General features: G+C 46.8%; 18 protein-coding genes. 10 read left to right on the forward strand and 8 right to left on the reverse strand.

The annotated features are described in order from the left end of the window. Window positions 1-23: 23 nt before the first annotated feature. From metA to metH, 3 genes are read left to right on the forward strand one after another with little or no spacing between them, the layout of a single operon-like run. Window positions 24-947 carry a homoserine O-acetyltransferase MetA gene (metA, locus tag LSG34_RS06225; RefSeq protein WP_233007962.1) on the forward strand — a complete coding sequence of 308 codons (924 nt, stop codon included), beginning with the start codon at window positions 24-26 and terminating at the stop codon, window positions 945-947. Next, window positions 947-2011, forward strand: coding sequence for a homocysteine S-methyltransferase family protein (locus tag LSG34_RS20845; RefSeq protein WP_332909080.1), 1065 nt, complete (start codon window positions 947-949; stop codon window positions 2009-2011). Before metA ends, LSG34_RS20845 begins: the two co-directional genes overlap by 1 nt. Then, window positions 2011-4638: a methionine synthase gene (metH, locus tag LSG34_RS06230; protein WP_332909081.1), complete on the forward strand. Its 2628-nt coding sequence runs from the start codon at window positions 2011-2013 to the stop codon at window positions 4636-4638. The genes LSG34_RS20845 and metH overlap by 1 nt, the downstream gene beginning before the upstream one ends. Window positions 4639-4677: 39 nt before the next feature. On the opposite strand, the gene LSG34_RS06235 is transcribed toward metH, so the two are convergent. Then, a complete protein-coding gene (locus LSG34_RS06235) occupies window positions 4678-5373 on the reverse strand; it encodes a flagellar brake domain-containing protein (protein ID WP_233007963.1) in 696 nt (231 codons plus the stop codon). A gap of 204 nt (window positions 5374-5577) precedes the next feature. Between LSG34_RS06235 and LSG34_RS06240 the strand changes: the two genes are divergently transcribed. Together LSG34_RS06240 and LSG34_RS06245 are read left to right on the forward strand one after the other, a co-directional pair. Then, window positions 5578-6753, forward strand: coding sequence for a tetratricopeptide repeat protein (locus LSG34_RS06240; RefSeq protein ID WP_233007964.1), 1176 nt, complete (start codon window positions 5578-5580; stop codon window positions 6751-6753). A gap of 13 nt (window positions 6754-6766) precedes the next feature. Then, the gene (locus LSG34_RS06245; protein WP_233007965.1) at window positions 6767-7705 is read left to right on the forward strand and encodes a M28 family peptidase; all 939 of its coding nucleotides are present in this window, start codon (window positions 6767-6769) and stop codon (window positions 7703-7705) included. An 18-nt stretch (window positions 7706-7723) separates the two neighbouring features. On the opposite strand, the gene LSG34_RS06250 is transcribed toward LSG34_RS06245, so the two are convergent. The 4 genes from LSG34_RS06250 to LSG34_RS06265 are packed head-to-tail and all read right to left on the reverse strand — an operon-like array spanning window position 7724 to window position 13429. After that, window positions 7724-8992 (reverse strand): pirin family protein, encoded by a 1269-nt coding sequence (locus LSG34_RS06250; RefSeq protein ID WP_233007966.1) that lies wholly within the window; start codon window positions 8990-8992, stop codon window positions 7724-7726. Window positions 8993-9051: 59 nt separating this feature from the next. Beyond that, window positions 9052-10569, reverse strand: coding sequence for a cryptochrome/deoxyribodipyrimidine photo-lyase family protein (locus LSG34_RS06255; protein ID WP_233007967.1), 1518 nt, complete (start codon window positions 10567-10569; stop codon window positions 9052-9054). Next, the gene (locus LSG34_RS06260; protein WP_233007968.1) at window positions 10566-11909 is read right to left on the reverse strand and encodes an FAD-binding domain-containing protein; all 1344 of its coding nucleotides are present in this window, start codon (window positions 11907-11909) and stop codon (window positions 10566-10568) included. The genes LSG34_RS06255 and LSG34_RS06260 overlap by 4 nt, the downstream gene beginning before the upstream one ends. Continuing rightward, complete coding sequence (locus tag LSG34_RS06265; RefSeq protein WP_233007969.1) at window positions 11906-13429, reverse strand: cryptochrome/photolyase family protein; 1524 nt, start codon at window positions 13427-13429, stop codon at window positions 11906-11908. Before LSG34_RS06265 ends, LSG34_RS06260 begins: the two co-directional genes overlap by 4 nt. Window positions 13430-13614: 185 nt before the next feature. On the opposite strand from LSG34_RS06265, the gene LSG34_RS06270 reads away from it, so the two are divergent. Continuing rightward, the gene (locus LSG34_RS06270) at window positions 13615-14172 is read left to right on the forward strand and encodes a ZrgA family zinc uptake protein (protein ID WP_233007970.1); all 558 of its coding nucleotides are present in this window, start codon (window positions 13615-13617) and stop codon (window positions 14170-14172) included. Window positions 14173-14242: 70 nt separating this feature from the next. On the opposite strand, the gene LSG34_RS06275 is transcribed toward LSG34_RS06270, so the two are convergent. Next, window positions 14243-14800: a DUF3299 domain-containing protein gene (locus tag LSG34_RS06275; RefSeq protein WP_233007971.1), complete on the reverse strand. Its 558-nt coding sequence runs from the start codon at window positions 14798-14800 to the stop codon at window positions 14243-14245. Window positions 14801-14867: 67 nt separating this feature from the next. On the opposite strand from LSG34_RS06275, the gene LSG34_RS06280 reads away from it, so the two are divergent. From LSG34_RS06280 to LSG34_RS06290, 3 genes are all read left to right on the forward strand, one after another. Then, a complete protein-coding gene (locus tag LSG34_RS06280; protein WP_233007972.1) occupies window positions 14868-15563 on the forward strand; it encodes an ABC transporter ATP-binding protein in 696 nt (231 codons plus the stop codon). After that, entirely contained in the window at window positions 15557-16816 is a 1260-nt protein-coding gene (locus tag LSG34_RS06285) for an ABC transporter permease (RefSeq protein WP_233007973.1), read from the forward strand. Before LSG34_RS06280 ends, LSG34_RS06285 begins: the two co-directional genes overlap by 7 nt. A gap of 158 nt (window positions 16817-16974) precedes the next feature. Then, window positions 16975-18630: a diguanylate cyclase gene (locus LSG34_RS06290; RefSeq protein WP_233007974.1), complete on the forward strand. Its 1656-nt coding sequence runs from the start codon at window positions 16975-16977 to the stop codon at window positions 18628-18630. Between the two features lie 259 nt (window positions 18631-18889). On the opposite strand, the gene LSG34_RS06295 is transcribed toward LSG34_RS06290, so the two are convergent. Continuing rightward, window positions 18890-22735: a PAS domain S-box protein gene (locus tag LSG34_RS06295; protein ID WP_233007975.1), complete on the reverse strand. Its 3846-nt coding sequence runs from the start codon at window positions 22733-22735 to the stop codon at window positions 18890-18892. 150 nt (window positions 22736-22885) lie between these two features. Beyond that, the gene (locus LSG34_RS06300) at window positions 22886-23671 is read right to left on the reverse strand and encodes a dienelactone hydrolase family protein (RefSeq protein ID WP_233007976.1); all 786 of its coding nucleotides are present in this window, start codon (window positions 23669-23671) and stop codon (window positions 22886-22888) included. Between the two features lie 225 nt (window positions 23672-23896). Between LSG34_RS06300 and LSG34_RS06305 the strand changes: the two genes are divergently transcribed. Next, complete coding sequence (locus LSG34_RS06305) at window positions 23897-24793, forward strand: carboxylesterase family protein (protein WP_233007977.1); 897 nt, start codon at window positions 23897-23899, stop codon at window positions 24791-24793. Window positions 24794-24882: the final 89 nt, after the last annotated feature.

Here is a 24882-nt window from a genome sequence, read left to right on the forward strand (position 1 = left end):
TTTTCAGCCTTGTCGGAGATGCTATGCCTATTAAAGTCATTGATCAGTTACCTGCTGTAGAAGCTCTTTCTGCGGAGAATGTGTTTGTCATGACTGAAAGCCGGGCTTTGTCGCAGGATATCCGGCCGCTGAAAATTGCCATTCTGAATTTAATGCCGAACAAAGTCGCGACTGAAATCCAGTTATTACGCTTGTTAGCCAATAGCCCGCTGCAGGTGGATGTGGAGCTGATACGACTCGATAACCATGTCAGCAAACATACGCCACAAAACCATCTGGACTGTTTTTACCGCTATTTTTCTGATGTGCAGCAGCAAAATTATGACGGCCTGATTATCACGGGGGCGCCTTTAGGTTTAGTTAATTACGAAGATGTTAGTTACTGGCCTCAGCTGGCAGAAATTCTGACCTGGGCTGACCGTCATGTGACTTCAACCTTGTTTTTATGCTGGGCTGCTCATGCTGCTTTGTATCATTATTATGGCTTGCAGCGCGAAATTCGTGGTGAGAAGTTATCCGGTGTCTACTGGCAAAATGTTTCTCAGCCTTTAAGCCCGTTGGTACGGGGTTTTGATGATGAGTTTTTAGTGCCACATTCGCGTTATGCTCAGGTGCCCAAACAAAAGTATCAACATCACCCGGATTTGCATGTGTTGGCAGAAGCCGATGCAACAGGCGCCTACTTGCTGCAAAACAGCACGGGTAGCCGGGTTTTTGTTACTGGTCATCCAGAATACGATTTAACCACTTTAAATGATGAATACCAGCGTGATCTGGCCGCAGGTCTTGAGCCAAAAGTTCCCGAGAACTACTATAAACAAAACGATCCGGCCAAAGGTCCACATAAGCTATGGCAAAGCCATGCCTTTTTATTGTTCAGCAACTGGCTGAATTATTATGTGTATCAGGCCACACCTTTTGATATTCAGCAGATAGGGCAGCAGTAATGACCAATCGCACTGTGTTAACGCCAGACGCCCTTCGTGCGCTGTTGGCGGAACGTATTCTTGTGTTAGATGGTGCTATGGGCACCATGATCCAGCAATATAAATTGCAGGAAGCAGATTATCGTGGCACTGAATTTGCCGATTGGTCTACTGATCTGAAAGGCAATAACGATTTGCTGGTGCTGACTAAACCACAATTGATCCTGGATATTCATCGCCAGTACTTAGCTGCTGGTGCTGATATTCTGGAAACCAATAGCTTTAACGCCACGCCTATTGCTATGGCTGATTACGATATGTCGCATTTATCGGCCCGCATCAACCGCGAGTCAGCGGCTTTGGCGCGTCAGGCCTGTGATGAATACAGCACGCCGGACAAACCACGTTTTGTTGCAGGTGTATTAGGCCCAACCAACAGAACAGCTTCTATTTCACCTGATGTGAACGACCCGGGTTACCGTAATGTCGACTTTGATACTTTAGTCAGCGCTTACTGTGAATCCACTGTGGCGCTGATTGAAGGTGGTGCTGACATTATTATGCTGGAAACCATTTTTGATACCTTAAACGCCAAAGCCGCTGCTTTTGCTGTACTCAAAGTCTTTGATGAATTGGGGGTCAGCTTACCTGTGATGATCTCAGGCACTATCACCGACGCCTCTGGTCGTACTTTGTCCGGCCAGACCACTGAAGCTTTTTACCATTCATTAGCTCATGTGCAACCGGTCAGCTTTGGTCTGAATTGCGCTTTAGGCCCGGATTTATTAAGGCCTTATGTCGAGACTTTGTCTGGTATTTCAGAGTGTTATGTCTCAGTGCATCCAAACGCCGGTTTACCGAATGAATTTGGTGAATATGATTTAGGTGCAGTAGAGATGGCCAAAGAAATCGCCGACTGGGCAGAGCAGGGCTTTTTAAATATTGTCGGTGGTTGTTGTGGCACCACGCCTGAACATATTCGTGCTATCAGTGATGTGGTTGCAGGAAAGCCTGCACGTCAGCCGAAACAGAAAACGCATCAGTTTCATTTGTCTGGTTTAGAAGCTTTTGGTCTGGAGTGGTAATGCGACAACAAGCCCGTTTTATTAACGTTGGTGAACGCACGAACGTCACAGGCTCAGCCCGTTTTAAAAAGCTGATATTAGAAGGCGAATACGAAAAAGCTTTGGATGTTGCGCGTCAGCAAGTCGAAAGTGGTGCTCAGATCATCGATATCAACATGGATGAAGCCATGCTCGACAGCAAGGCGGCCATGGTGCGTTACTTGAATTTACTGGCGTCCGAACCCGATATTTCCCGTGTGCCTATTATGGTCGACTCGTCGAAATGGGAGGTGATTGAAGCTGCGCTGAAATGTATTCAGGGTAAGCCAGTCGTCAATTCTATTTCGTTAAAAGAAGGCATTGAACCGTTCTTATATCAGGCTAAATTGTTACGACGTTATGGTGCTGCTGTGGTAGTGATGGCCTTTGATGAAAAAGGTCAGGCCGATACCAAAGCGCGCAAAGTCGAAATTTGTCAGCGCGCGTATGACATTCTGGTCAACCAAATTGGTTTTCCGCCAGAAGATATTATCTTCGACCCGAATATTTTTGCTGTGGCGACCGGCATCGAAGAGCATAACAATTACGCGGTCGACTTTATTGAAGCCACCCGTGAAATCAAACGCTTATGCCCTTACGCCAAAATTTCAGGCGGTGTATCCAATATCTCCTTTTCGTTCCGTGGTAACGACCCGGTGCGCGAAGCCATGCACTCGGTATTTCTGTATCACGCCATTGGGGCAGGTATGGATATGGGCATAGTCAACGCCGGTCAGTTGGCAGTCTATGACGATATTCCAGAGTTATTACGTGAGCGGGTTGAGGACGTGATCTTAAACCGCCGCGAAGATGCGACAGAGCGTTTATTGGACATTGCGGCCGAGTTTAAAGGTGATGGTTCTGTTGCGGTCAAAGAAGACGAAGCCTGGCGTGCCTGGCCTGTGCATAAACGTCTTGAGCATGCCTTGGTGAAAGGCATCACCGACTTTATCGATCAGGACACTGAAGAAGCCCGCTTAACTGTTGAGCGTCCTTTGCACGTGATTGAAGGGCCGTTGATGGACGGCATGAACGTGGTCGGCGACTTATTCGGTGAAGGTAAGATGTTCTTGCCTCAGGTGGTCAAATCCGCCCGTGTGATGAAAAAAGCTGTGGCTTATTTACAGCCTTTTATCGAATTGGAAAAAGCCGGTACCGGCGCCCGTGCTCAGGGCAAAGTGCTGATGGCGACAGTCAAAGGTGATGTGCACGACATAGGCAAAAATATTGTAGGCGTGGTGCTGCAATGTAATAACTATGAAGTCATCGACCTTGGCGTGATGGTGCCTTGCGCCACTTTGCTGCAAAAAGCCAAAGAGCTGAATGTAGATATTATAGGCTTGTCCGGTCTTATTACGCCGTCTTTAGATGAGATGGTGCATGTAGCCAAAGAAATGACCCGTTTAGGTTTTGACATCCCGTTGCTGATTGGTGGCGCTACGACATCCAAAGCTCATACAGCAATCAAAATTGCACCGAATTATCAGCATGGTGTGGTCTATGTACCAAACGCATCACGCAGTGTGTCAGTGGTGCAGTCGCTGATCAGCAAAGAACATAAACCAGCCTTTTTAGAGCGGGTGAATGATGAATACGACAGAGCCCGTGACCAACATGCCCGCAGTCGCCCTGGTGAAAAACTGCTGACGCTGGAGCAGGCCCGTGCTAATAAATTCAAACTGGATTTATCCAAAGTGGCACCTGCGCCTAAACAGCCTGGTGTGCATTTATGGCAGGATGTTGATTTAGAAGTACTGCGCGATTATATCGACTGGACGCCATTTTTCCTGACCTGGCAATTGTCCGGTAAATATCCTGCCATTTTGAATCACCCTGACGTGGGCATGGAAGCACGGCGTGTGCACAGAGACGCCAATGCTATTCTGGATTTAATGATCCTGCAGAAGAAAGTGCAGGGCAAAGCTGTGTTTGGTTTTTTCCCGGCCAATAGTTTGGGCGATGACATTATTGTCTACACAGACGAAAGCAGAACCACAGAGCGTTGCCGTTTATTTAATTTACGTCAGCAACTGCAGCTGCGTAACGACAACCCAAACTGCTGCTTAGCTGACTTTGTTGCCCCTGTGGGTTCTGGTATTGCTGACTATATAGGCGGTTTTGCTGTCAGCACTGGTTTTGGTGCTGATGAGCTGGCTGATGAATTTGCCGCTCAGCACGATGATTACAACAGCATTATGGTCAAAGCCTTAGCTGACCGTTTAGCTGAAGCATTAGCCGAATACCTGCATATGAAGGTACGACGTGAATTCTGGGGTTATGCGCCGGACGAGGCTCTGGATAATGAGCAGCTTATTCGTGAGCTGTATCAGGGTATAAGACCTGCACCTGGTTATCCGGCTTGTCCTGAACACACTGAAAAAGGCACCTTATGGCAGTTATTGGATGTGGAAGCTCAAACTGGCATCCAGCTGACTGAAAGTTACGCCATGTGGCCTGGTGCTGCAGTGAGTGGCTGGTACTTTGCTCATCCGGATAGCAAGTACTTTGCAGTCAGCAAAATTGGCACCGACCAAAAAGATGAATACGCAACGAAAAAAGGCTGGAGCGCTGAGCAAGCTGAAAGCTGGTTAGCACCAAACTTAGGCTAATCAAGCCAAAGGGTCAGAGCCAAGGCTCTGACCCTTTACTCAACTGGCGATGGCTGGGTCGACGATAAAACGTTGCAGCATTTTAGCGACCTGTCGCTCCGGCAATTCAAACTTAATACCTAAAGACAACTCCTGTAATTCAAGATGGCAGTTCATAATTTCCCCAGGGATCTGAATACGCTCCTCTTCGCCTGGCACCAACAGCTCCATCATCACTGAAACCTTGCTGATTTGGCTGGCATCCGCATTCATCTTCATTGAAAAACGGCAACCACAAGGCGAAATATCAATAACAAAACCGTTATAAAGTGAAAAGGTTTCCGGCAAAGCTCCTTGTTCCAGCGGATTGACGTAAGCCGGAATAAAAGCACGGATCCGCTGCTTTGCCCGCAAGGATCGGTTTTCAATTTGCTGGGGGTATTCCAGAAACAGCAAGTGAACAGGGTGATGGGAGATAGTTTTAATCATGGCTCTAAAGGCAATACACTCACCTAAATCGCCTTCCAGCAGGCAACGCACAACCGTCATATTGCCTTCAATAAACACATCCTTGTAGCCGCCATCGACCACTTGTTGAGGCAGTTTAAGCACCAGATAGCGGTTTTTCTCATAGCCGACCAACGAAGTGCGTACTCTCAAGCTACTGGGTTGTGAGAACTGTAAGTCCACCAGCGAGCCAGGATGCAAATGACGGATTTTTTCATGCACTACGGGTGAAAGTAACGACTGTTCCATCGAGAGTCACCTTTGTTTGTTATTTGAACAAAACAGTAGCTTTGATTAATAGTGCAAATATGATAAAAGTGCAAAGTTATTTTCTGCTTTTGGTACTAAATTTACTATTTTACCAAAGGGTGAAAAAATGGGATGAAAGGGGAGGGAGAAAATAGAATAGCCGATAAATATGCCCTATAGTTTAGCTATGAAAGATTGATGCAGATGATGAATATGAAATACTTTCTGAACATCTGTGTAGCTGTGCTTTTAACTGCATGTCAGCAAAACAATAGCCCAACTACTGCCCCTGACACCTTGTGGAATGATGACTTATTTCAGCCAGTGGCTGAGGTTGTGGAATCACCAGAGCAAATTTTTGCCTTACCTGATCAGGTTAAAATGGAAATCCGGTCTTTGACTCGATCTTCAGATTCTGCACGGGAGAAAACCGATGCATTGCTGACTTATTTGTTTTCAAAAAAAGGCACCAACTTGTTGTATCAAAATGATGCGACTTTAACTGCAGCTGAGACTCTGGCGGCCAGACAGGCAAATTGTTTGTCTTTGACCATATTGTCTTATAGCCTGGCACAGGAGTTAGATCTGTATGTGGAATTCAGAGATATTAAGATTCCTGAATACTGGACTCAGAATAATGGCCAGAGTTTATTAAATGGTCATGTAAATTTGAATGTTGTGGGTGGTAAAAACGTCAAAACTAATGGCAATGTAGATTACAGCGTGTTTAGTTATGTCATTGATTTCGGAGTGCAAAGTAATAAAAGTCATTTTCCCTCTGTTGCGCTAAAACAGAGTCAGGTGATTGCCATGTTCTATAACAACAAAGCTGCGGAAGCTATGGTCTATGGCAAAGATGATTTGTCATATACCTACTTAAAAGCGGCCATTAAAGCGGACCCTTTAGCCGCGGAGAACTGGAATAATCTTGCCGTGTTATACCGGAAAAAACAGCAGTTTGAGCTGGCCGAAAAAGCCTATTTACTCTCAGGTCGATTGGATCCGGAACAACTGAATTCCAAAGCGAATTTAGCGCTACTTTATGAAGCGACAGGACAAACAGAAAAGGCTGAACAATTAAAACGTCTGGTCGATTCAAAACGGAATCAAAACCCCTATTACCACATTATGTTAGGCGATGAATCTTTCGCCTCTGGCGACGTGCAGACTGCTATCGAGCATTACAGAAAAAGTCTGGCCCTGGATAAAAAGTCAGCAGAGGCGTTATTTGGGCTGGCCAAAGCTCACTTGTCGCTTGGAATGACAGATAAAGCAGAGCAGTATTTACGCTCTGCCGCGCGGTCAGCTCCAAACAGGTCTGAACGTGATCGCTATCAGGGTAAACTAGATCGATTGATGACTGCAGTGGTTCAGCATTAAGAGGTAAATCGCAGTGCCTAAGTTTTATTCTATTACGCTCTGTGCACTGCTGTTTTTCCTTCAGGTTTTGAGTTTTAACCTAAAAGCGAATTCAGCCTTATTGCATGATATCCAGCAATTGTCAGATGAACCTATGGCAGGGCGTAAAACTGCACAGCCAGGTGCTGAGTTGGCGCGTCAGTATATAGGACAGCGCTTTGCTGATTTGGGCTTAGTGGCGTTACAGCCAGATTTTCAGCATCCTTTTGACTACAGCATAGGTTTTGTCGACAAGCTAGGTGTGAATCTGATCGCGGCATTAAAAGGCTGCAACAACGCTGACCGTTACATAGTGATGACGGCACATTATGATCATTTAGGCACTATAGCCGGCAAGGTCTACAATGGTGCGGACGACAATGCATCTGGTGTAGCCACTATGCTGGCTTTAGCTGCACTGATAAAAACTCAGCCTTGTCCTTCATACAGCTATCTTTTTATTGCTACCGACGCCGAAGAATCCGGTCTTCATGGTGCTAAAGCTTTTGTCGCTGAACCACCAGTACCACTGCAGCAGCTGATACTGAATATTAATCTGGATATGCTCAGCCGCGGCGAGCGGGCGAATCACTTGTATCTGTATGGCGCTCATTCTTTACCTGGGGTGACGGATTATCTGAATGCCGGGGATTTTTCAGTGAATTTAAAACTAAGGCACAGAGGCAAAGGGCTAAGAGGGCAAAACCGGTTAGACTGGGCTAATGCCAGCGATCACGCACCTTTTCGCCGGGCCGGTATCCCGTATTTGTTTTTTGGTGTAGATACCCATACTCACTACCATACACCACAGGATGACTGGCAGAATATAGATCCTGCTTATCTGCAGCGGATGTTTGAGAGTCTGAGTTCTATTGTATTGTGGCTGGATCAACAGCCGCCAGAATGGTATCAGGCGGCGCGAAAACCTGGATAATCTGCTTTGGGTTTCAGATCATGGAGCTGGGATCCACTCTGGATCATCAGTTAGTCGAGGGAAATTGCCGCTGTTCCAGTCTGCTTTGGCTTGCACTAAACGTTCTGGGTTTCTGGCGACAAAATTCCAACTGAGCAGTACTGGGTCTGGCACTTCATCGCCACCTAATACCATCAAATGCGCGCCGTCATCGCCAGCAACTACTGTTAAATCATCTGTCATCACCAGCATTTGTCCTGCGGTTAATACAGGCTGTTTTAACGACCCTTTGGCCAGATAAATTGCCAGTTGCTGTTCAGATTTAGGTAAAGCCAAGCTGGCGCACGGATCCAGTTTCAGCTCAGCATAACAGCAGCGGGATGGAAAGCTCACCACTGAAGTCTGAGAAAAATATTCACCTAACAATACCCGGATTTCACTGCCAGGCACCTGGAATGCAGGAAACAAGGCCGCTGGGTAATGTTGAAAGGATGGCTCTGATTCGGCTTCATCTTCAGGTAAAACTAACCAGATTTGCATGCCTTCAACCTGGACTTGTCCCTCCCGGATATCGGCTGGAATACGTTCTGAATGCGCTATACCGCTACCTGCACGCATCAGGTTAATAGCACCGGGCTCAATCAATTGGTGGGTACCTAGCGTGTCACTGTGTAACATAGCGCCGGAAAATAAATAGGTGACGGTAGCAAGGCCAATATGCGGATGCTGACGCACATCACCTTCAGTGTTGCCTGCAGCAAAAGTAGCGGGGCCCATATGATCAACAAAAATAAAGGGACCAACACGGCGCTGTGCTTTGGCTGGTAATAGTCTTTTGATCATAAAACCAATATCACGGGCCTGCGGCTGAATAATCAAAGGCTCGCTGTTTTCAGCTGACACTGGTTCAGCTTTGAGGCTGGTATGCACCTGTACTTCGGTTTGCGTCATTAATTTATGGATAGGGCATTTGTCTGCAATAGCCAGTAACTGCTCACGCTGCTCTGCCGTTAAATCACCTATCAGTTCCAGACTGACATGCAGCTGATACAAACCTTTGCCTTCGGCGCTGTCATCCCGGCTGATTTCTACTTTGACTTCCTGTAGCGGGATATTTTTGCGTTTGGCAAACAACTGCAAGGTCATGGCTTTACAAGTAGCTACTGCAGCGTCAAATAAATCATGTGGATCTGGCCCTGTATCAGTTCCTCCTGCAGCTTCGGTCAAATCGGCATTAATCTGATGGCTATGAATTTGGATGGTCTGTCGTAATTGACCCGGCGTATGTTGGCTGACGGTGATGGTCATAAATAAATCCTTTTTGGCTTCAGTGCATTTAGCATAACTTAAATAGACCTTTCAGTGCTTTATTCGTTCAGATCCAAGCTCAATTGAACTGCTGAGCTTGCTGCTTTAGCACTGCGCCTTGATGGTCTTTTTCTACTGGCATGGCGCTGTACAACCTGACGTTTTTGCTCGCGCCACCACTGTGGGTCTTGCTGTTGTTTACATTCAGTCAGGCGCTGTTTAGCCAGTCGCATCGCCTGCTGCAGATCTACCACAGGCATAGGGTAATCTCTGCCCAACACACAGCCATACTGGCGCTGCAACGACAATGGCATGAGCCAGGGCTGGTGCAGCCAGCTATCGGGTAACAAACGCAGTTCAGGGCACCAACGCCTGATAAAGTGCCCTTGAGGATCCTTTTGTTGGCTTTGTAACACTGGGTTGTAGATCCGGTTTGGATTAATGCCGGTAGTGCCGGCCTGCATCTGAATTTGTGGATAATGAATACCTGGCTCGTAGTCGACAAAACACTGTGCCAGATGCAAAGCCACAGGCCGCCAGTCCAGCCATAAGTGATAACAGGCAAAAGCCACTAACATAGCGCGAGCACGGAAATGCAGCCAGCCTGTGGCCAGTAAACTGCGCATACAAGCATCAATCAGTGGATAGCCGGTGTAGCCATGAGCCCAGGCCCAAAACCAGTCGGTATTAAAATCTTGCTTACGCAAACGGGCATAACCCGGATGCAGGGCTTCGGTTTCAATCAGCGGATCGGATTCCAGCTTCTGGATAAAATGACAATGCCAACGCAATCTGCTGTAAAACGAAGATAAGCCAAAACTTAAGGCAGGTTGTTGCTTGATGTTGCGCAAAGTCTGTTGCTGTAAAGCTCTTAAACTCAATTGGCCATACGCCAGATAAGGGCTCAGGCGTGAGCTGCTGTGCTGGGCTTTATCAGGCAATGAAATGTGCCGACTGTAGTCTTTGGCTCTGTAATTAAAAAAGCTTTGTACTGTATCTGGCAGAGCAAAAGCAGTCTGAGCTGAGCTGCAAGGTGATAAATCCAAAGCTCTGTGTGGCCTGAAAGGTTGTAGCGGCTGACGACCATGGCAGATAAAAGGCAAAGCTGCTGGTTTTTGGTACAAAGCGCCTGATAAATACAAATCCGCTTGTTCAGCCCACAAGTCGCGGTCTTTTAAAGCCCGAAATACAGCATGTTGTTGGTATTGCCGCCATGGGATGGCCAGCTCTTTCAACAGATGTTTTACCGCCAGATCACGCTGGAAAGTCCACAAATTGCCGGTTTCCTCATGGCTGAGGACCTGGGTGATCGGAAACTCCTGACACAGCTGTCGGATCACTTGAGTGGCAGGGCCTTTGATCACCAACAAGGGCTGCCCTAAGGCTGTGAGTTGTTGGTCCAGCAGCTGTAGGCTTTGTTCGATAAAAAGCCATTGTCGCACTGAGGTATCAGGCTGTTGCCAATAATCAGGTTCAATAATATACATAGGCAATACAGCACCTTGCCGTGCCGCTTCAGCCAAAGGGCCGTGGTCATCAAGGCGTAAATCACGCTTAAACCAGACCAGACTGATCATGTTTTTGTCTTCAATTGCTGCAGAAAAGGCCGCCAAAAATCCTGCACAGGCACTTGAGCTTCAGGTAGATGCACTAAGGCGCCAACTGCCGTTTTTTCCGGTAGCCAGCGACGAACAAAGTCACCTTGTGCATCGTGGGTTAAGGCTTGTTTGATTTGGTTAAACTGCCGGGCACCACTATTACCAACCCCAGCTATATAAGCCCAGTTACACCAGTTGCTGGCACAATCATAATCGAGCAAATGCTGCTCAAAAAAAGCAGCCCCTAAGCGCCAGTCTTGCTGTAACTCAAAAATCAGATAACTGGCGACATTTTGTCGACCCCGGTTTGACATCCAGCCTGTGTGCAGCAGCATTTTGATATTGGCATCGACAAAAGGCAGACCAGTTTTTCCCTGGCACCAGAGGCCAAAGCGTTGATCAGGAACTGGTGCAGAGAAATCCAGCGGCGGACGAAAGGCATTTTTACTAAACCAGGCACTGCTGTGCTGTCGCATCTGCCAGCGAAAATACTCCCGCCATAACAGCTCAAAGCGGATCCAGTAGGTTGATTCGTTGGCGATCTGTTGCTGCTCAAAATCCAATACCTGCTGCCAGGCATAACAAGCGGATAAGCAACCATTGGCCAAATAAAAGGACCATAAACTGCTGTTCCATTCGCCATCTAAGGCATCGCGGCTTTGTTTGTAGTGGCGAACTGCTTGTTGTTGCCAGATAAACTGTATCAGTCGCTCTAATGCAGCAGCTTCGTTAAGAAGAGCAGCAGATGGATTGTGATACCGGCTGATAAAGTTGGTCGTTGCTGCATCCAAAGCCTGTTCAGGTACGCCATAAAACTGCGAAAAAACAGCATAAGACTGTGGCTGCTGCACCCAAAGCTCTGGTTCGTGTTCTCGTCTGAAAGCAGAGAAGCTTTTTGGCAAAGTTACCAAATCCGGCCTTAACTGGTGTTGCAACAAGCTATTGATATCATACAGCTCTAGTTTCAAACCTGTGCGCTGCAGTTGCTGGTACTGCTCTGGCGCTGTGGGTTCTGCTGCGATTAAACTTTGTGCCTGATACTGCTGTGCCAGCTGTTGCAGGCACTCGGACGTGTTGCCTATGCGAAGATGCAGCACCAACTGTTTTTGCTGCCATTGCTTTTGCCAGTCCAGCAGTAGTTTAAGTTGAGCCTGCAAACGCGGCAGGCTGGCGCGTTGTATGCCGTATTGCGTAGTTAAATATTCGGCAGGGTCCAACACCAGAACTGCTATCAGTTGATCAACATCCGCTTGTTCTGACAGCAGCAGGTTATCGTGCCAACGCATGGCTTGATTAAACAGCACCAAAGCGCGTTTCATAGCTGCTCCAGATGGAGCAGCAACGCTTGCGCTTTTTCTGTGATTTGCGCACGCTCGTCATCCGATTTACGGAACCAGTTCTGATAACTCAACTGCATTCTGGCATTGCCGGACAGCTGAGCCTGATTACGTTCGAGAAAATTCCAGTACAAAGCGTTAAAAGGGCAGGCTGTGGGGCTGATGGTTTCAGCAACATCGTAAGCACAACTTTTGCAGTAGTTGCTCATACGCTGAATGTATTTACCGCTGGCTGCATAAGGTTTGGATGCCAGTACACCTTCATCGGCAAATAACGCCATGCCGAGTGTATTTGGTAGTTCCACCCACTCGTAGGCATCAGCATAAACCGCCAGATACCAATCGCAGATTTCTTCGACGGACAAGCCTGCCAACAAGGCAAAATTACCTGTGATCATTAAGCGCTGAATATGGTGCGAATAAGCATGAACAATGGTATGGCTGATGGCTTGTTGCATACAGCGCATTTTGGTTTCGCCCGTCCAGTAATAGGACGGCAAAGCGGTATTGGCCTTTAGAAAATTACGCTCTTTGTACTCTGGCATCAGTAACCAGTACAAACCCCGAACATATTCGCGCCAGCCAATCAATTGGCGAATAAAACCTTCGGCAGCGTTTAGTGGCACTTTGCCTTCTTTATACGCCAGCTCCACTTTTTGGCAGACCCAGCGCACATCCAACAAGCCGCAGTTTAAATACATAGAACAAATACTGTGAAAAAGATGAGGCTCGTTCAGTTGCATTGCATCCTGGTAATCACCAAAGAGTGGCAATTGATGCTCAACAAAATGTAAAAACGCCTGCCGTGCTTGTTTACCTGTCACTGCATAACTGAAACAGTCGGCATTGCCCATGTTAGTGGCAAACTGCTGTTTCACTAAAGCTATGACTTGACTGGTTATTTCGTCGGGTTCGAACTTGAGGATTTCTGGTAACTGCTGTTTAGCCGGCATGGCTTTTCTGTTACTGGCATCGAAATTCCACTGCCCACCTACAGGTGCTCCGTCTTGCATTAAAAGACCCGTATAGCGGCGCATTTCACGGTAGAAATACTCCATCCGATACTGTTTCCGACCTTGAGCCCAGTGCTGAAACATGGCTTTGCTGGCAATAAACCTGTCATCTTCCAGCATCAGCAGTGGACGCTGAAACTGTTGCTGCCAGCCTAAAATTTCCTGCTCCAACCTGTATTCGCCGCACTCGGTGATACAAATTTGGTCCAGCTCCGGATGGCGTGAAAGTTCTATAGCGACGGCTTCAGTCAGGCTACTTACTTTCTGCTGGTAATCGATATAACTGACCTGGATCCCCTGTTGCTGCAGTACAGCAGCAAAATGGCGCATTGCACTGAAGATTAAAATGATTTTTTGTTTATGATGAGGGGTATAGCTGGCCTCGCTGGCCACTTCAGCCATTAAGACTCTGTCTTGAGGTTGCACGTCGCGTAAGGATGACAGAGCAGGACTGAGCTGATCACCTAATACCAGAATTAACTTTGCCATCTCGGATTACCATTATTTTGTTTTTTGATACGGCTGTGCTGGTGGAATAGATCAGTAACATTGCGAAAGCTGCCATACAGTTGGATTAACAAAAAATTGCGGTAAAAGGTGAAATCAAACCCTATATATTGCTGGAGCAGGGGTTATGATAAGGAAGAATTTTTATTTTGGAGTGGTGGCTTGTTGTGCAATCAAAAACTGTGAATACAAAAGCATGGCTATCAGGTTTGTTTCTTGGCTCGAGTCTGTTGGTTCACTCTGTAGCAGCGCAGGAGCATCAGCACGAAGAACACGGTAGCCACACCCATGGTCAGGCGGTTTTGACTTTTGTGCTGGAAGGCAATGAAGCTGAACTTGCTTTTGCTACTCCTACGGCCAATATTGTTGGCTTTGAACATCAGGCCAAAGATGATGCAGAGCGTCAGTTGGTGCAAAAAATGATTGCGGATTTTACCAATGCCAGTTGGTTTAGTTTTGGCGCTGAAGCCAATTGCACAGTGACAGGCACGGATATCAGCTCAGATTTAACTGCAGAACGCACCACTAAACCACAACATGCAGATTTAAATGCCAATTACACTCTGGTCTGTCAAAATCCAGCTCGTTTACAAGCTCTGACATTGGATTTAGCTACTATTGCGGCAGGTGTAGAAAAAGTGTCAGTGCAGTGGATAGTGAACGGTGAACAAGGAGCTGCGGATTGGGCTGCGGGGAGCGGGGCTTTGCCTCTAACGGCACAGTAAGTCAATAAAGCATTAATTATCCAATAAAAAATCGGCTGTTGCCGATTTTTTATTGGATGCAAGAAACTACTTACTCGTAAGTATATTCTTCGATTTTATCGGCTTTCATCGAGTAAGCTGATTTGGCCAAATCATGACTCATCGACTCTGTCGTTAAAGTGCCGCTGATCCAGAATGGCGAATAAATCATGTCGCCTTTAATTTTTTGCTTGTTGGTGACAAAAATAATCTGGTTTGGTGGCGGTGGTGGCACGTGAATACAAGCACCAAAATAAGGCACCAGGAAAAATGCGGTGACGTTTTGATCAGCATCATATTCCACAGGCACGATAAAACCAGGCACTTTTACTTTTTGGTTATTTAACTCACCTTTGACATTGGCTGACATCAGCACTTCGTTCCAGGCCGCAGCTGCCGGATCCTGATTACCAAAAGCCTGATTTAAAGCGCCACCAGCAGGAGCTTCACCACCTTCATGGCTGATTTCCGGCAGTTGTTCCATCTTTTTCAAATCTTCTTCCGGCAATAAATCTGTCCATTCCAATGCCTTATAGTCTTCAGCTTTTACCGGTAACGCAGTAAATGCGACCAAAGTCAGAATTAACGCCATGTATAACGATTTAACCATTGGAGCCTCAGCCTCTGCATATGTTATAAGGTCACAAAAGAAGCCGTATCATAACATGAGCCTTGTAATGTCAGAGCACACAGACCTGAAAATTCCGGCACTTGAACTCAAATCTCTAGTGTTCAGTTGGCCGGATCAACCCCCTTTATTGAATATTCCACAGCTTAAACTCGAACAGGGCCAGCATTTATTTATTTATGGTTCCTCCGGCTCAGGTAAAACTACTTTATTGAATTTACTGGCTGGTATTTATCCTTGCCAACAGGGCGATATTTTAGTGGCCGGTCAATCGATGACAGCATTGTCAGCCGCGAAAAGGGACCAATTACGAGCCTCTTCGATAGGCGTGGTATTCCAGCAACTGAACTTAATTCCGTATTTAACGGTGTTACAAAACGTCTTGCTGGTCAGCGCCTTTACTAAAAAAATTCCACAGGCTGAGCAGCGTGCCCGTTACTTATTGCAGAAATTAGGTTTAGACCAGCAGCTGTGGCAAGCACCAGCCAATCAATTAAGTGTTGGCCAGCAGCAGCGTGTGGCTATAGCCCGTGCTTTATTAACTCAACCTGCTTTGCTGATTGCCGATGAACCTACCTCAGCTTTAGACCATAAACACAGAGATGGTTTTATGCAGTTGATGCTTAGCGAAGCTGAACTTTGCGGCACTACAGTGGTTTTTGTTAGTCACGACCCGGCATTGCGCTCGTACTTTAAATTCGAGCTGGATATGGAGCAGTTACAGCAGGGAGTTCAGCCATGTTAATGCAGTTGGCCAGAGCCAGTTTATGGAACCGTAAAGGCACAGTGCTGATGACGGTGATTTCGTTAACCATCAGTATCGCTTTGTTATTGGGTATTGATCATATTCGCCATGAAGCTAAAAGCAGTTTTACCAGCACTGTATCTGGCACAGATCTGATTGTGGGTGCCCGCTCCAGCCAGTTGAATTTATTGTTGTATTCGGTATTTCGTATTGGTAACGCCACCAATAATATCGGCTGGAAGAATTATCAGACGGTAAAAACTCATCCGCAAGTGGCCTGGAGTATTCCTATATCATTAGGTGATTCGCATCGTGGTTATCGGGTTATAGGCACCAATGAGGATTATTTTAAGTATTACCAGTACGGCGAAAAACAGCAGTTGAAACTGGCAGAGGGTAAGGTTTTTGCTGGAGTCTATCAGGCGGTTATAGGCTCTGTGGTTGCGCAAAAACTGGGTTATAAACTGGGTGAACAAATCACCTTGTCGCATGGTGTCGGCAGTATCAGCTTTACCCAACATAAAGATAAACCTTTTGAAGTAGTGGGTATTCTCTCCCCAACAGGTACACCTGTGGATCAGAGTGTGCATATACCGCTGCAGGGGATAGAAGCTATTCATTTAGGTTGGCAAAGTGGTGGCATGCCTGCTCCAGGCAAAAGCATCAGTGCAGAACAAAGCCTGAGTATGGATTTGGAACCTAAAGTCATTACCGCTTATATGCTGGGTTTAAAATCCAAAATGGCCACTTTTGCAGTACAGCGTCAGCTTAATGAATTTAAAGCTGAACCTTTATCCGCCATTCTGCCAGGCGTGGCTCTGGCGGAGCTTTGGCAGATGCTCAGCATGGTAGAGAATATGCTGTTACTGATCACAGCTTTAGTGATAGTAGCGACGCTGGTTGGTATAGTCACGACCTTACTGGCGGGCTTAAAAGAACGTCAACGTGAAATGGCCATATTAAGGGCTGTGGGCGCTCCGGCTTCCACTGTATTTTTGCTGATAGAGCTGGAACTGCTGCTGATGGCATTGCTATCTATTGGTTCTGCCCTGCTTATTTTAGTCGCCGGACTTTGGGGCTTTCGTGAGCTGTTAGCCAGTCAATACGGACTTTTTATCAGTATTAACCCCTGGCATGAGCAAACTGGTTTGTTGCTGTCTGCCGTATTGGGACTCACCCTGATACTGGGTGCTATCCCTGCCTTTTTAGCCTACCGCAGAGCGCTGGCTTCGGGCTTAATGGTTCGGCTTTAACTGACAAATGGGCAAAACCGGTTTGGTCTTTGCCCAATTTTTGTTGTTGTTTTAAGCACATAGCGAGAAATTTTTCATAGCAAATTTGTATTTGTTGCTGGGATTTATTTAATCCTTTGTTATAGTAGAACAGCACTTCTTTTGAACAATGACTGAGCATGACCGCAGAACAATCCAAATTAGAGCAACAACTGGCTAAGCTTCACCAGCAATATATGGAGCGGCTGCAAGCTGATATTCCTGTGCTTGCCTCTCAGGTGGGGGCCTTAGTTACCCTGTCAAACCAGTCGGATTGGCGTGCAATCATTCTGCCGTTAAAGCACAAATTTCACACTTTGGCGGGTTCCGCTGGTACTTTTGGTTTACCACAATTGGGTAAACTGGCGAAAAATCTTGAATTGCAATTAAAAGACTGGATGGCAGAAGAGTCAGCACCGGATCTGCCCGCAATTAACAGTTTTATGACCATCTTCCAGCAGGTGCAATACGCCCACCAAAGCGGACATCAGGTGATGAACCTAACCTCTGCCAGACTGGATTTGTTGCATGATCAGAAAGCACTGATTTATGTGCTGGAAGACGATGAAGAAACAGCGCAACATCTGACGCTGACACTGGCGACTTTTGGTTATCAGATCCAAAGCTATACACGTATAGCAGAATTAGATCGTGCGCTGAAAACGAAGTTACCTGATGCCTTGATCCTGGATATTTCATTACCGGATGAAGAGCAGAGTGGTCTGGAGTATATAGCGGATTTTCAGAAGACTTTAGATGAAGCCTTGCCAGTGCTGGTATTAACCAGTCACAACAGTTTTGACCATCACTTGCAGGCTGTACGTATTGGTGCCCGTGGTTATTTTGTAAAACCTCTGAACACCACAGCTTTGGAAGCTCGCTTACAACGCTTATTGGCCGTGCGCAGACGTGAGGCCTTTCGTGTATTGATTGTCGATGACGATCAGCTGTTGGCTGAACATTATGCGTTGGTACTGCAAGGTGCTGGCCTGCGTGCTGAAATCTTGTTGGATCCGTCGCAAATATACGAGGGGCTGAATCGTTTCCGCCCTGATGTGATATTGCTGGACGTCCTGATGCCTGGTTGTTCAGGTCCTGAATTAGCCCAATTGATCCGCTTACAGGATGAATGGCTCAGTGTGCCTATTATTTATTTATCGTCAGAAACTGACGGTGAACGTCAGCTTGCCGCTTTAGTCAAAGGTGGCGATGACTTCCTGACCAAACCTATTACCGACACTGCGTTGATAGTAGCTGTTTTTGCCAGAGCACAACGTGCCAGACAGCTTGCCGATATGATGACCAAAGACAGCTTAACCGGCTTGTTGCAACATGCCAGAATCAAAGAGCGCTTAAGTCACGAATTGCAGCGTAGTGAACGTACTGGTGAGCCTTTAAGTGTGGTGATGCTGGATATTGATCACTTTAAAAAGGTCAATGATAACTATGGCCATCTGATTGGCGATCAGGTGATTAGCAGTTTAGCCAACTTATTAAAACAACAACTACGTAAAACAGACATCATAGGCCGTTACGGTGGTGAAGAGTTTTTACTGATTTTGCCTGATTGTAATCAGGAGCAGGCCTTTGGATTAGTCGAACAAATGCGCCAATCCTTTGCTAGTTTACCCTTTAGCTTTGACTACCAGAATTTTCACTGTACTTTTAGTGCTGGTATTAGTCAGTCAAAAGCCACAGATGAGACAGATCAACTGATTGATCAGGCAGATAAAGCGCTGTATAGCTCCAAACATGCAGGGCGAAATCAAACTCAGTTTTATCAGACACCAGTCTAAATCCCGCTCACCAGACTTACGGAGCGGGAGGTAATAACCTGAACTCGGGATAAGCAGCGCCGCTGAACGGGCATCTTTTCGGGCCTCTCTGCGTTGCTTTGTCTAACCATAGCTCGCTATGGCGTACGACAAAGCGCCTTGATATGCGCAAAAATCTGCGCATTCAGTTAGCAAAGACTTAAGTTATTTCAATAAATTGGCTTATCTATTTGATTTATTTAGTTAATATCTAAAAAGTTCGACACCCATTATCCCGGGTTCAGGTTAATAAGTTCTTTAATTGCTGCAACAAAGCCGGTAAGTCGATCCGGCTTTTTGCCAGCACTAAATCCACCTGATGCCGCTGTGCCTGGCTGAGTTCCTGAGCGGACCAAATCACTACAGGTGTTTGTGGCTGGCGTAGCGCCAGTTCAGGTAATAATTCCAGCCCTGAGCCATCCGGCAAACCAATATCCAGTATCACTAAATCAAAACGCTGGTTGTTGAGCAGCTGCATGGCTGATTTTACGCTGGTAGCTTGTACTGAAGAGGCGAAGTCCGCCAGATGTAAGGCCAGAATTTGGCCTAAGTGTGGATCATCTTCCACATGCAATATTCGGGTAGTCTGGTTTTTATCAGTGCCCAATAGCAGCTCTAGTTTCTCCAATAACGAAGAAGGGGAGACAGGCTTATCCAGCCAGTCCAGTGCATTGACTCCGCCCAGTAACTGGGTATGGTTGTCTTTGGACTCTGAACTGATGATCAACACCGGTGTTGTCTGGTACTGACTGCGGCTGCGTAGTTCTGCAAACAAAGCTGAACCGTGACCATCAGGCAAATTCAGATCCAAAGTAATAGCCTGATATAAATCCTGATCTAAAGCCTCGATAGCTTCTTTTAAGGTCGCGGCACAGTGACTTTGATAACCCTGAGTCTGCAACAGCTGCATGATGAAGCCTGCGACTGCAAGATCATCTTCTACCACCAGGATTTTCGGCTGATTCAGGCTGGCTTGTTTCGCATGTGCAAAGCTAAGGTAAAAACAACTCCCGGTCGGTGTCAGATTGTAAAAGCCTACTTTGCCATCCATATGCTCAATCAGTTCTTTGACTATGGATAAGCCTAAACCTGTACCTTCGCTTTGTCTGCTATCTGCGCCATCCGCCTGAGAGAACTTCTCGAAAATATGAGCTTTAAATTCATCAGGTATACCAGGGCCTTCATCTTCAACCTCTATCCGGACCTCATCGCCGACTAACAAAGAACGGACTTTAACGACAGAGCCCGCAGGTGAAAATTTGGCAGCATTGGACAATAAATTAGCCATAATTTGCTGAAATCTCATGGCGTCTACCCTGACCATAGCGTCCTGTTGTTCAGTCAGTTGCAGCTGAACTCCATATTTATCGGCGTAAGGCTGGTTACTTTGCACCGACTTTTCCAGCAGGTCCGAAATCAGACACAAGCTCAAATCAAAATGCATTTTACCTGCAACCAGTTTATCTATGTCCAACAGATCGTTAATCAACTGGCTAAGTCGGGAGCTGTTATCTTTGGCTATATCCAGCATCGAAACCATAGGGCCTGGCACCGGTCCTAACACACCTCCTGTCACTAAGGCTAATGAGCCAGAAATCGACGTCAGCGGAGTACGAAGTTCATGGCTCACCATAGAAACAAACTGGTTTTTCATTTGTTCGATGCGACGCCGTTCGGTAATGTCCTGAAGAATGGACCAGATCTGTTGTTCACCTTCGTGATTCTGGATCAGTACTCCTGTTACGGACACAGGCACCAGATGGCCGTCCTGATGCTGTATTTCCTGCTCCAATGGCCCATAACGTCCGTTGTGTTGTAACTGAGTCATTTGATCGGCTGCCATGGTGGCATAACCGGCGCTGGATGGTGCGTCAGAGCAGTCAGGCTGGTTTTTATAGCCCAGCATGCGGTAAAACTCAGGGTTCGCCTCAATAAAAGCACCGTCGGTAAAGCGGTTCAGTACTATAGCCAGCGGAGCCATTTTATACAGCGACGAAAGTTTTTGCTCACTGGCACTCAAGGCCTGCAAGGCTTCGTGTTGTTGGGTTACATCCCAGATAAAACCGTCGATATACAAAAGTTCGCCGTTGTCATCATAAACACCCTGACCTAGCTCCTGCACCCAACGCAAGCTACCATCTTTGTGCCTGAGCCTGTATTCAACATTAAAGCGTTGTTGGTTAGCCAGAGCCTGCTGAACAGCGCTATGGGTTTGAGCCGCATCATCAGGGTAATTCAATTCGGCGAAACTGATTTCTTTACTGCGGATCAGTTGCTGCGCTTTGTAGCCTGTTAAGGCAAAGACTTCATCACTGATAAACAGCATGGTCCAGTGTTCATCGTTACGGCAGCGGTACACTACGCCAGGCAAGTTATCCAACATGGATCGGTAGCGCTGTTCACTCATCAGCAAGGCATGATTTAAATGCTCCAGCTGAGTAATATCTATGGCCACGCCTAAAAAGCCGCGAATCGCGTTATGTTCATCCCGCATCGCCGACACGCTTAACCGCACTTGTTTGCGGTCGCCATTTTTACAGAGGTAACTCCACTGCCGGGTTTCGCTTTGTCCCTGGCGGGCATGGTGCACAAAAACATCAAAGCCCTGTATGTTTTGGCCGTACTTCTTGCTCAGTACCTGAGCATGAGCCGTGACCTCAGCAGGGTCGTGAAATAACGCCGGACTATGTTTACCCACCAGTTCATCTGCGCTATAGCCGAGCATGCGCTCAGCTCCTGTATTAAACAGCCTTATGGTGCCTCGCGGATCGGTCGATATCAGTGCAACCTCAGTAGAGGAGTCAATAATGGCTTGCAGCCAGGAGCGGGTTTCTAAAATTTCCGCTTCTTTTTCCAAAGCCGCTGTGACATCAGAGTGCACCCCAAACATCAGCAGAGGTTCACCTTCCGCTGTCCAACTCATGACTTTACCTATGGCATGGATCCAAACCCAATGACCAGCCTTGTGTTTCATCCTGAAGGTGCAGTCATAGTAGGGCGTACCTTTGGCGAAATGCTGCTCCAGCAGCTCAGTACAGCGTATTAAATCTTCAGGGTGTGATAATTCCGCCCATAAATCGACAGAGGTCTGTTGTTTTGACGTTAAGCCAATCAGACTAAACCAGCGCTCATTAAAAATTGTAGTGCCAGTTTGTACATTCCATTCCCAGGTGCCGAGGTTGGAGCCGTTGATAATGGCATCCATCCGGTCATGTTCTTGCTTAATTTGTAACTGCTGCTGATGCACTTCGGTGACGTTAGCGGCGATTATAATAATGCTTTCAACTTCACCCTTAGGGTTTTTCTGTGGTACAAAATTGACATCAAATACCTGGCCATTGGCTGGCGCTGAACGAAAATGAGCATCTTCTCCAGCCAGGCAGAGCTCTAGTGAAGCTTTAGCTTCGGTGAAAGCTTTGTCACCAAAAACCTGATGTATGGTTTTTCCTACAGCAAAATCGGGGTCCACTCCAAACCATTCGGCGTACTTGTGGTTACAAAAGATGTAACGAAAGTGGGTATCAACCTGGCCTAATAACAAAGGCGCATGGTCAATCACTGTGGTTAAAGTGCGTTGCTGCTGATAATAAAGTTCAGCTTTTTGCCGTGCTTCGAGTAGCTGCACAGCCTGCATACCCAGCAAACTTAAACCCTGTCGTTGCTCCGCTGTCAGTTCTCTGACTTTGCTGTCGACCACACATAAAGTGCCCAATACGGCACCGTTACTCAACGTCAGCGGCGCGCCGGCATACAAACGTATACCGTCAGGTTTGGTGACATCCGGGTTATCGGCAAAACGTGGGTCTTTCCTGGCATCCGGGACATAAGTCAGTTCGTTTGGTTCTAAAATGCTATGGGCGCAAAAAGAGATATCTCTGTGGGTTTGATGATGATCAAAACCAATTTTTGTTTTAAACCATTGCCTGTCTTTATCCACCAAAGTCAGCACGGCACAAGGAGTCTGGCATATATGGCTCGCCAGTTGAACCAGCGCATCAAAGGCTGCTTCAGGTGCTGTATCAAGAATATTCAGCGCATAAAGTGTGGCTAAACGTTCTGCTTCATTGGGTGGAAAAACTGCCCGCATACAAAAATTCCAGACAAAAGATATGAATTGAGTGTAACTGCAATTTTGAAAGCTTTTAAATAAAAAGCTGAAACAAAGCAGGTATTTAGTGATTTAGCCTGTACTGGAGTTAACAGCGGTACAGCCTTGGAAAAGCGCCCGCAGGCGCTGCTATGACTTTTGCTCCAGCATGCGCAACAATGCTGCCCAGCTGTCTTTATCAGCATGCTCGTCATACTTAAAAGGCATACCAAAAGCTTCACCTTTGGCTGTGGCTTGCGGCACGGTAAAACTATGTTTTACTCCTGGGTAAACCCGAAAATCTAAGTCAGCGCCAGCCCCCAGCATTTCAGTGACAAAACTACTGGCTTGCTCTGGCGGTACAAAAGGATCGGCGCCACCATGGGCCACCAGAATTTTAGCTTTCAGAGTGGTAGCGTCAGCTTTGAATTTTTTTGAGGTTAACATGCCATGGAAACTGGCTACTCCGGCCAGGTTTTTACCCATGCGGGCCTGATTCAGTACCACTCCACCACCAAAACAATAACCCATAGCGTAAATACGATTGGCATCGACACCTGACTCTGCTTTTAATAACGCCATAGCAGCTTCAAAACGGGCATTAATTTTCTCCGGATCCTTCATCGCTTCTTCCATAAAGGCCATGGCGTTGTCCGGATGATCGGCTACTTTGCCTGTGCCATACATATCCACAGCAATACTGGTGTAACCCAGCTCTGCCAGCATTTTGGCTCTGCTGCGGGCATAGTCATTAAAGCCCCACCATTCGTGGATCACGATAACGCCGGTGCCTTGATTTTTAATGCTGTCATTGCCATAAATCACTGCAGAGCCAAGTTGATTGGGCAATTGCACTTTTTTTTCAGTCACTGCCGCAAAGCCTGATGCGGTAAAAATTAACAGTACTGACACACTTATACGGGAAAGCCATCTCATAAAAAGTCCTCCGGTTTGGTTGTTTATTCGCCGCTAAGCATAGTGAACAGCTTCATAGCTGTCTAATTGTGGAGCCAACTGAATTTACGGGGTATTTAGCTGAAATCACTTTTTGGTGTGGTGACAAAATGCACAAAGTCAGCGAGCATGGGGTGTAGCTCTTTGGGTCCGATCTGAGCTTTTGAAGTCTGCAGTCCTGCAACTTAATAAGAAAAAGGAGTCGTTATGTTGTTCAGAATTCTATGTTTATGCGTGCTGTTAGTGTCAGGTGTTGCAGTGGCTTCAGAAGCAAAGCTGTTAAGAGCGGATTATCAAAGCACTGTTGATGGTTTAAAGCGGCAGTATTTTGTCTATTTGCCTCAAGGTTATGATCAAAATGCTGCGCAAAAGTGGCCAGTCTTGCTGTTTTTGCATGGCAATGGCGAACGTGGCAACGGCCTGGACGAGCTGGATTACACAATGATCCACGGCCCTTTATATGAAGCCTGGATACAAAAACGCGACCTGCCTTTTATTATGATAGTGCCGCAATTGCAGATGTTTGATATGGGTAAGCTGCCTTATATTGCCAACCGCAGCAAAGCCGATATTCCAAAACGCTTAGCCGATGGCGTACCGCCACGCCCCGTGATGTTTCCATCCGATAAAGCCATAACACCAGCCAAAGCTGTAGCTGATATGTCGAAAGTGCCAGTGTTATTGCCAAATGGTTGGGAGAAGGCAGAACAGGATTTATTGGCCATGCTTGCGACTGTGCAGAAAAATTACAATACAGATGCTAAACGGCTTTATATCTCCGGCATCAGCTACGGTGGTTTTGGTACCTGGTATATGGCCAGCAAACACCCGCAGTTATTCGCTGCCGCAGCTCCTGTAGTGGCTTGGGGTCACCCGGATTTAATGCCGCCTATAGCCAAAGCTAAGCTACCACTCTGGGTTATTGCCGCAGGCCGGGATTCTGCTATCAATAAAGATAATATCTACCCAGGCATAGAGACATTGCGCCAGTTAGGCCACACCAATGTGCGCTTTAGTATGCTGGAACAAGCCGAACACGACGCCTGGCGACAAGTTTACGAAGGCTGGGATATTTATGGTTGGCTGCTGGGGCAGGGGAAGTAGGGGGATCTGTATCTGTTCTTAATAAACCAAAAGGCCACCGTTAGGTGGCCTTTTGGTTTATTGGTGGAGCCGGGGAAATTTGAATAGAC

This window comes from Rheinheimera faecalis (genome assembly GCF_021290965.1).
In the GTDB taxonomy this organism is placed as follows: Bacteria; Pseudomonadota; Gammaproteobacteria; order Enterobacterales; family Alteromonadaceae; genus Pararheinheimera; species Pararheinheimera faecalis.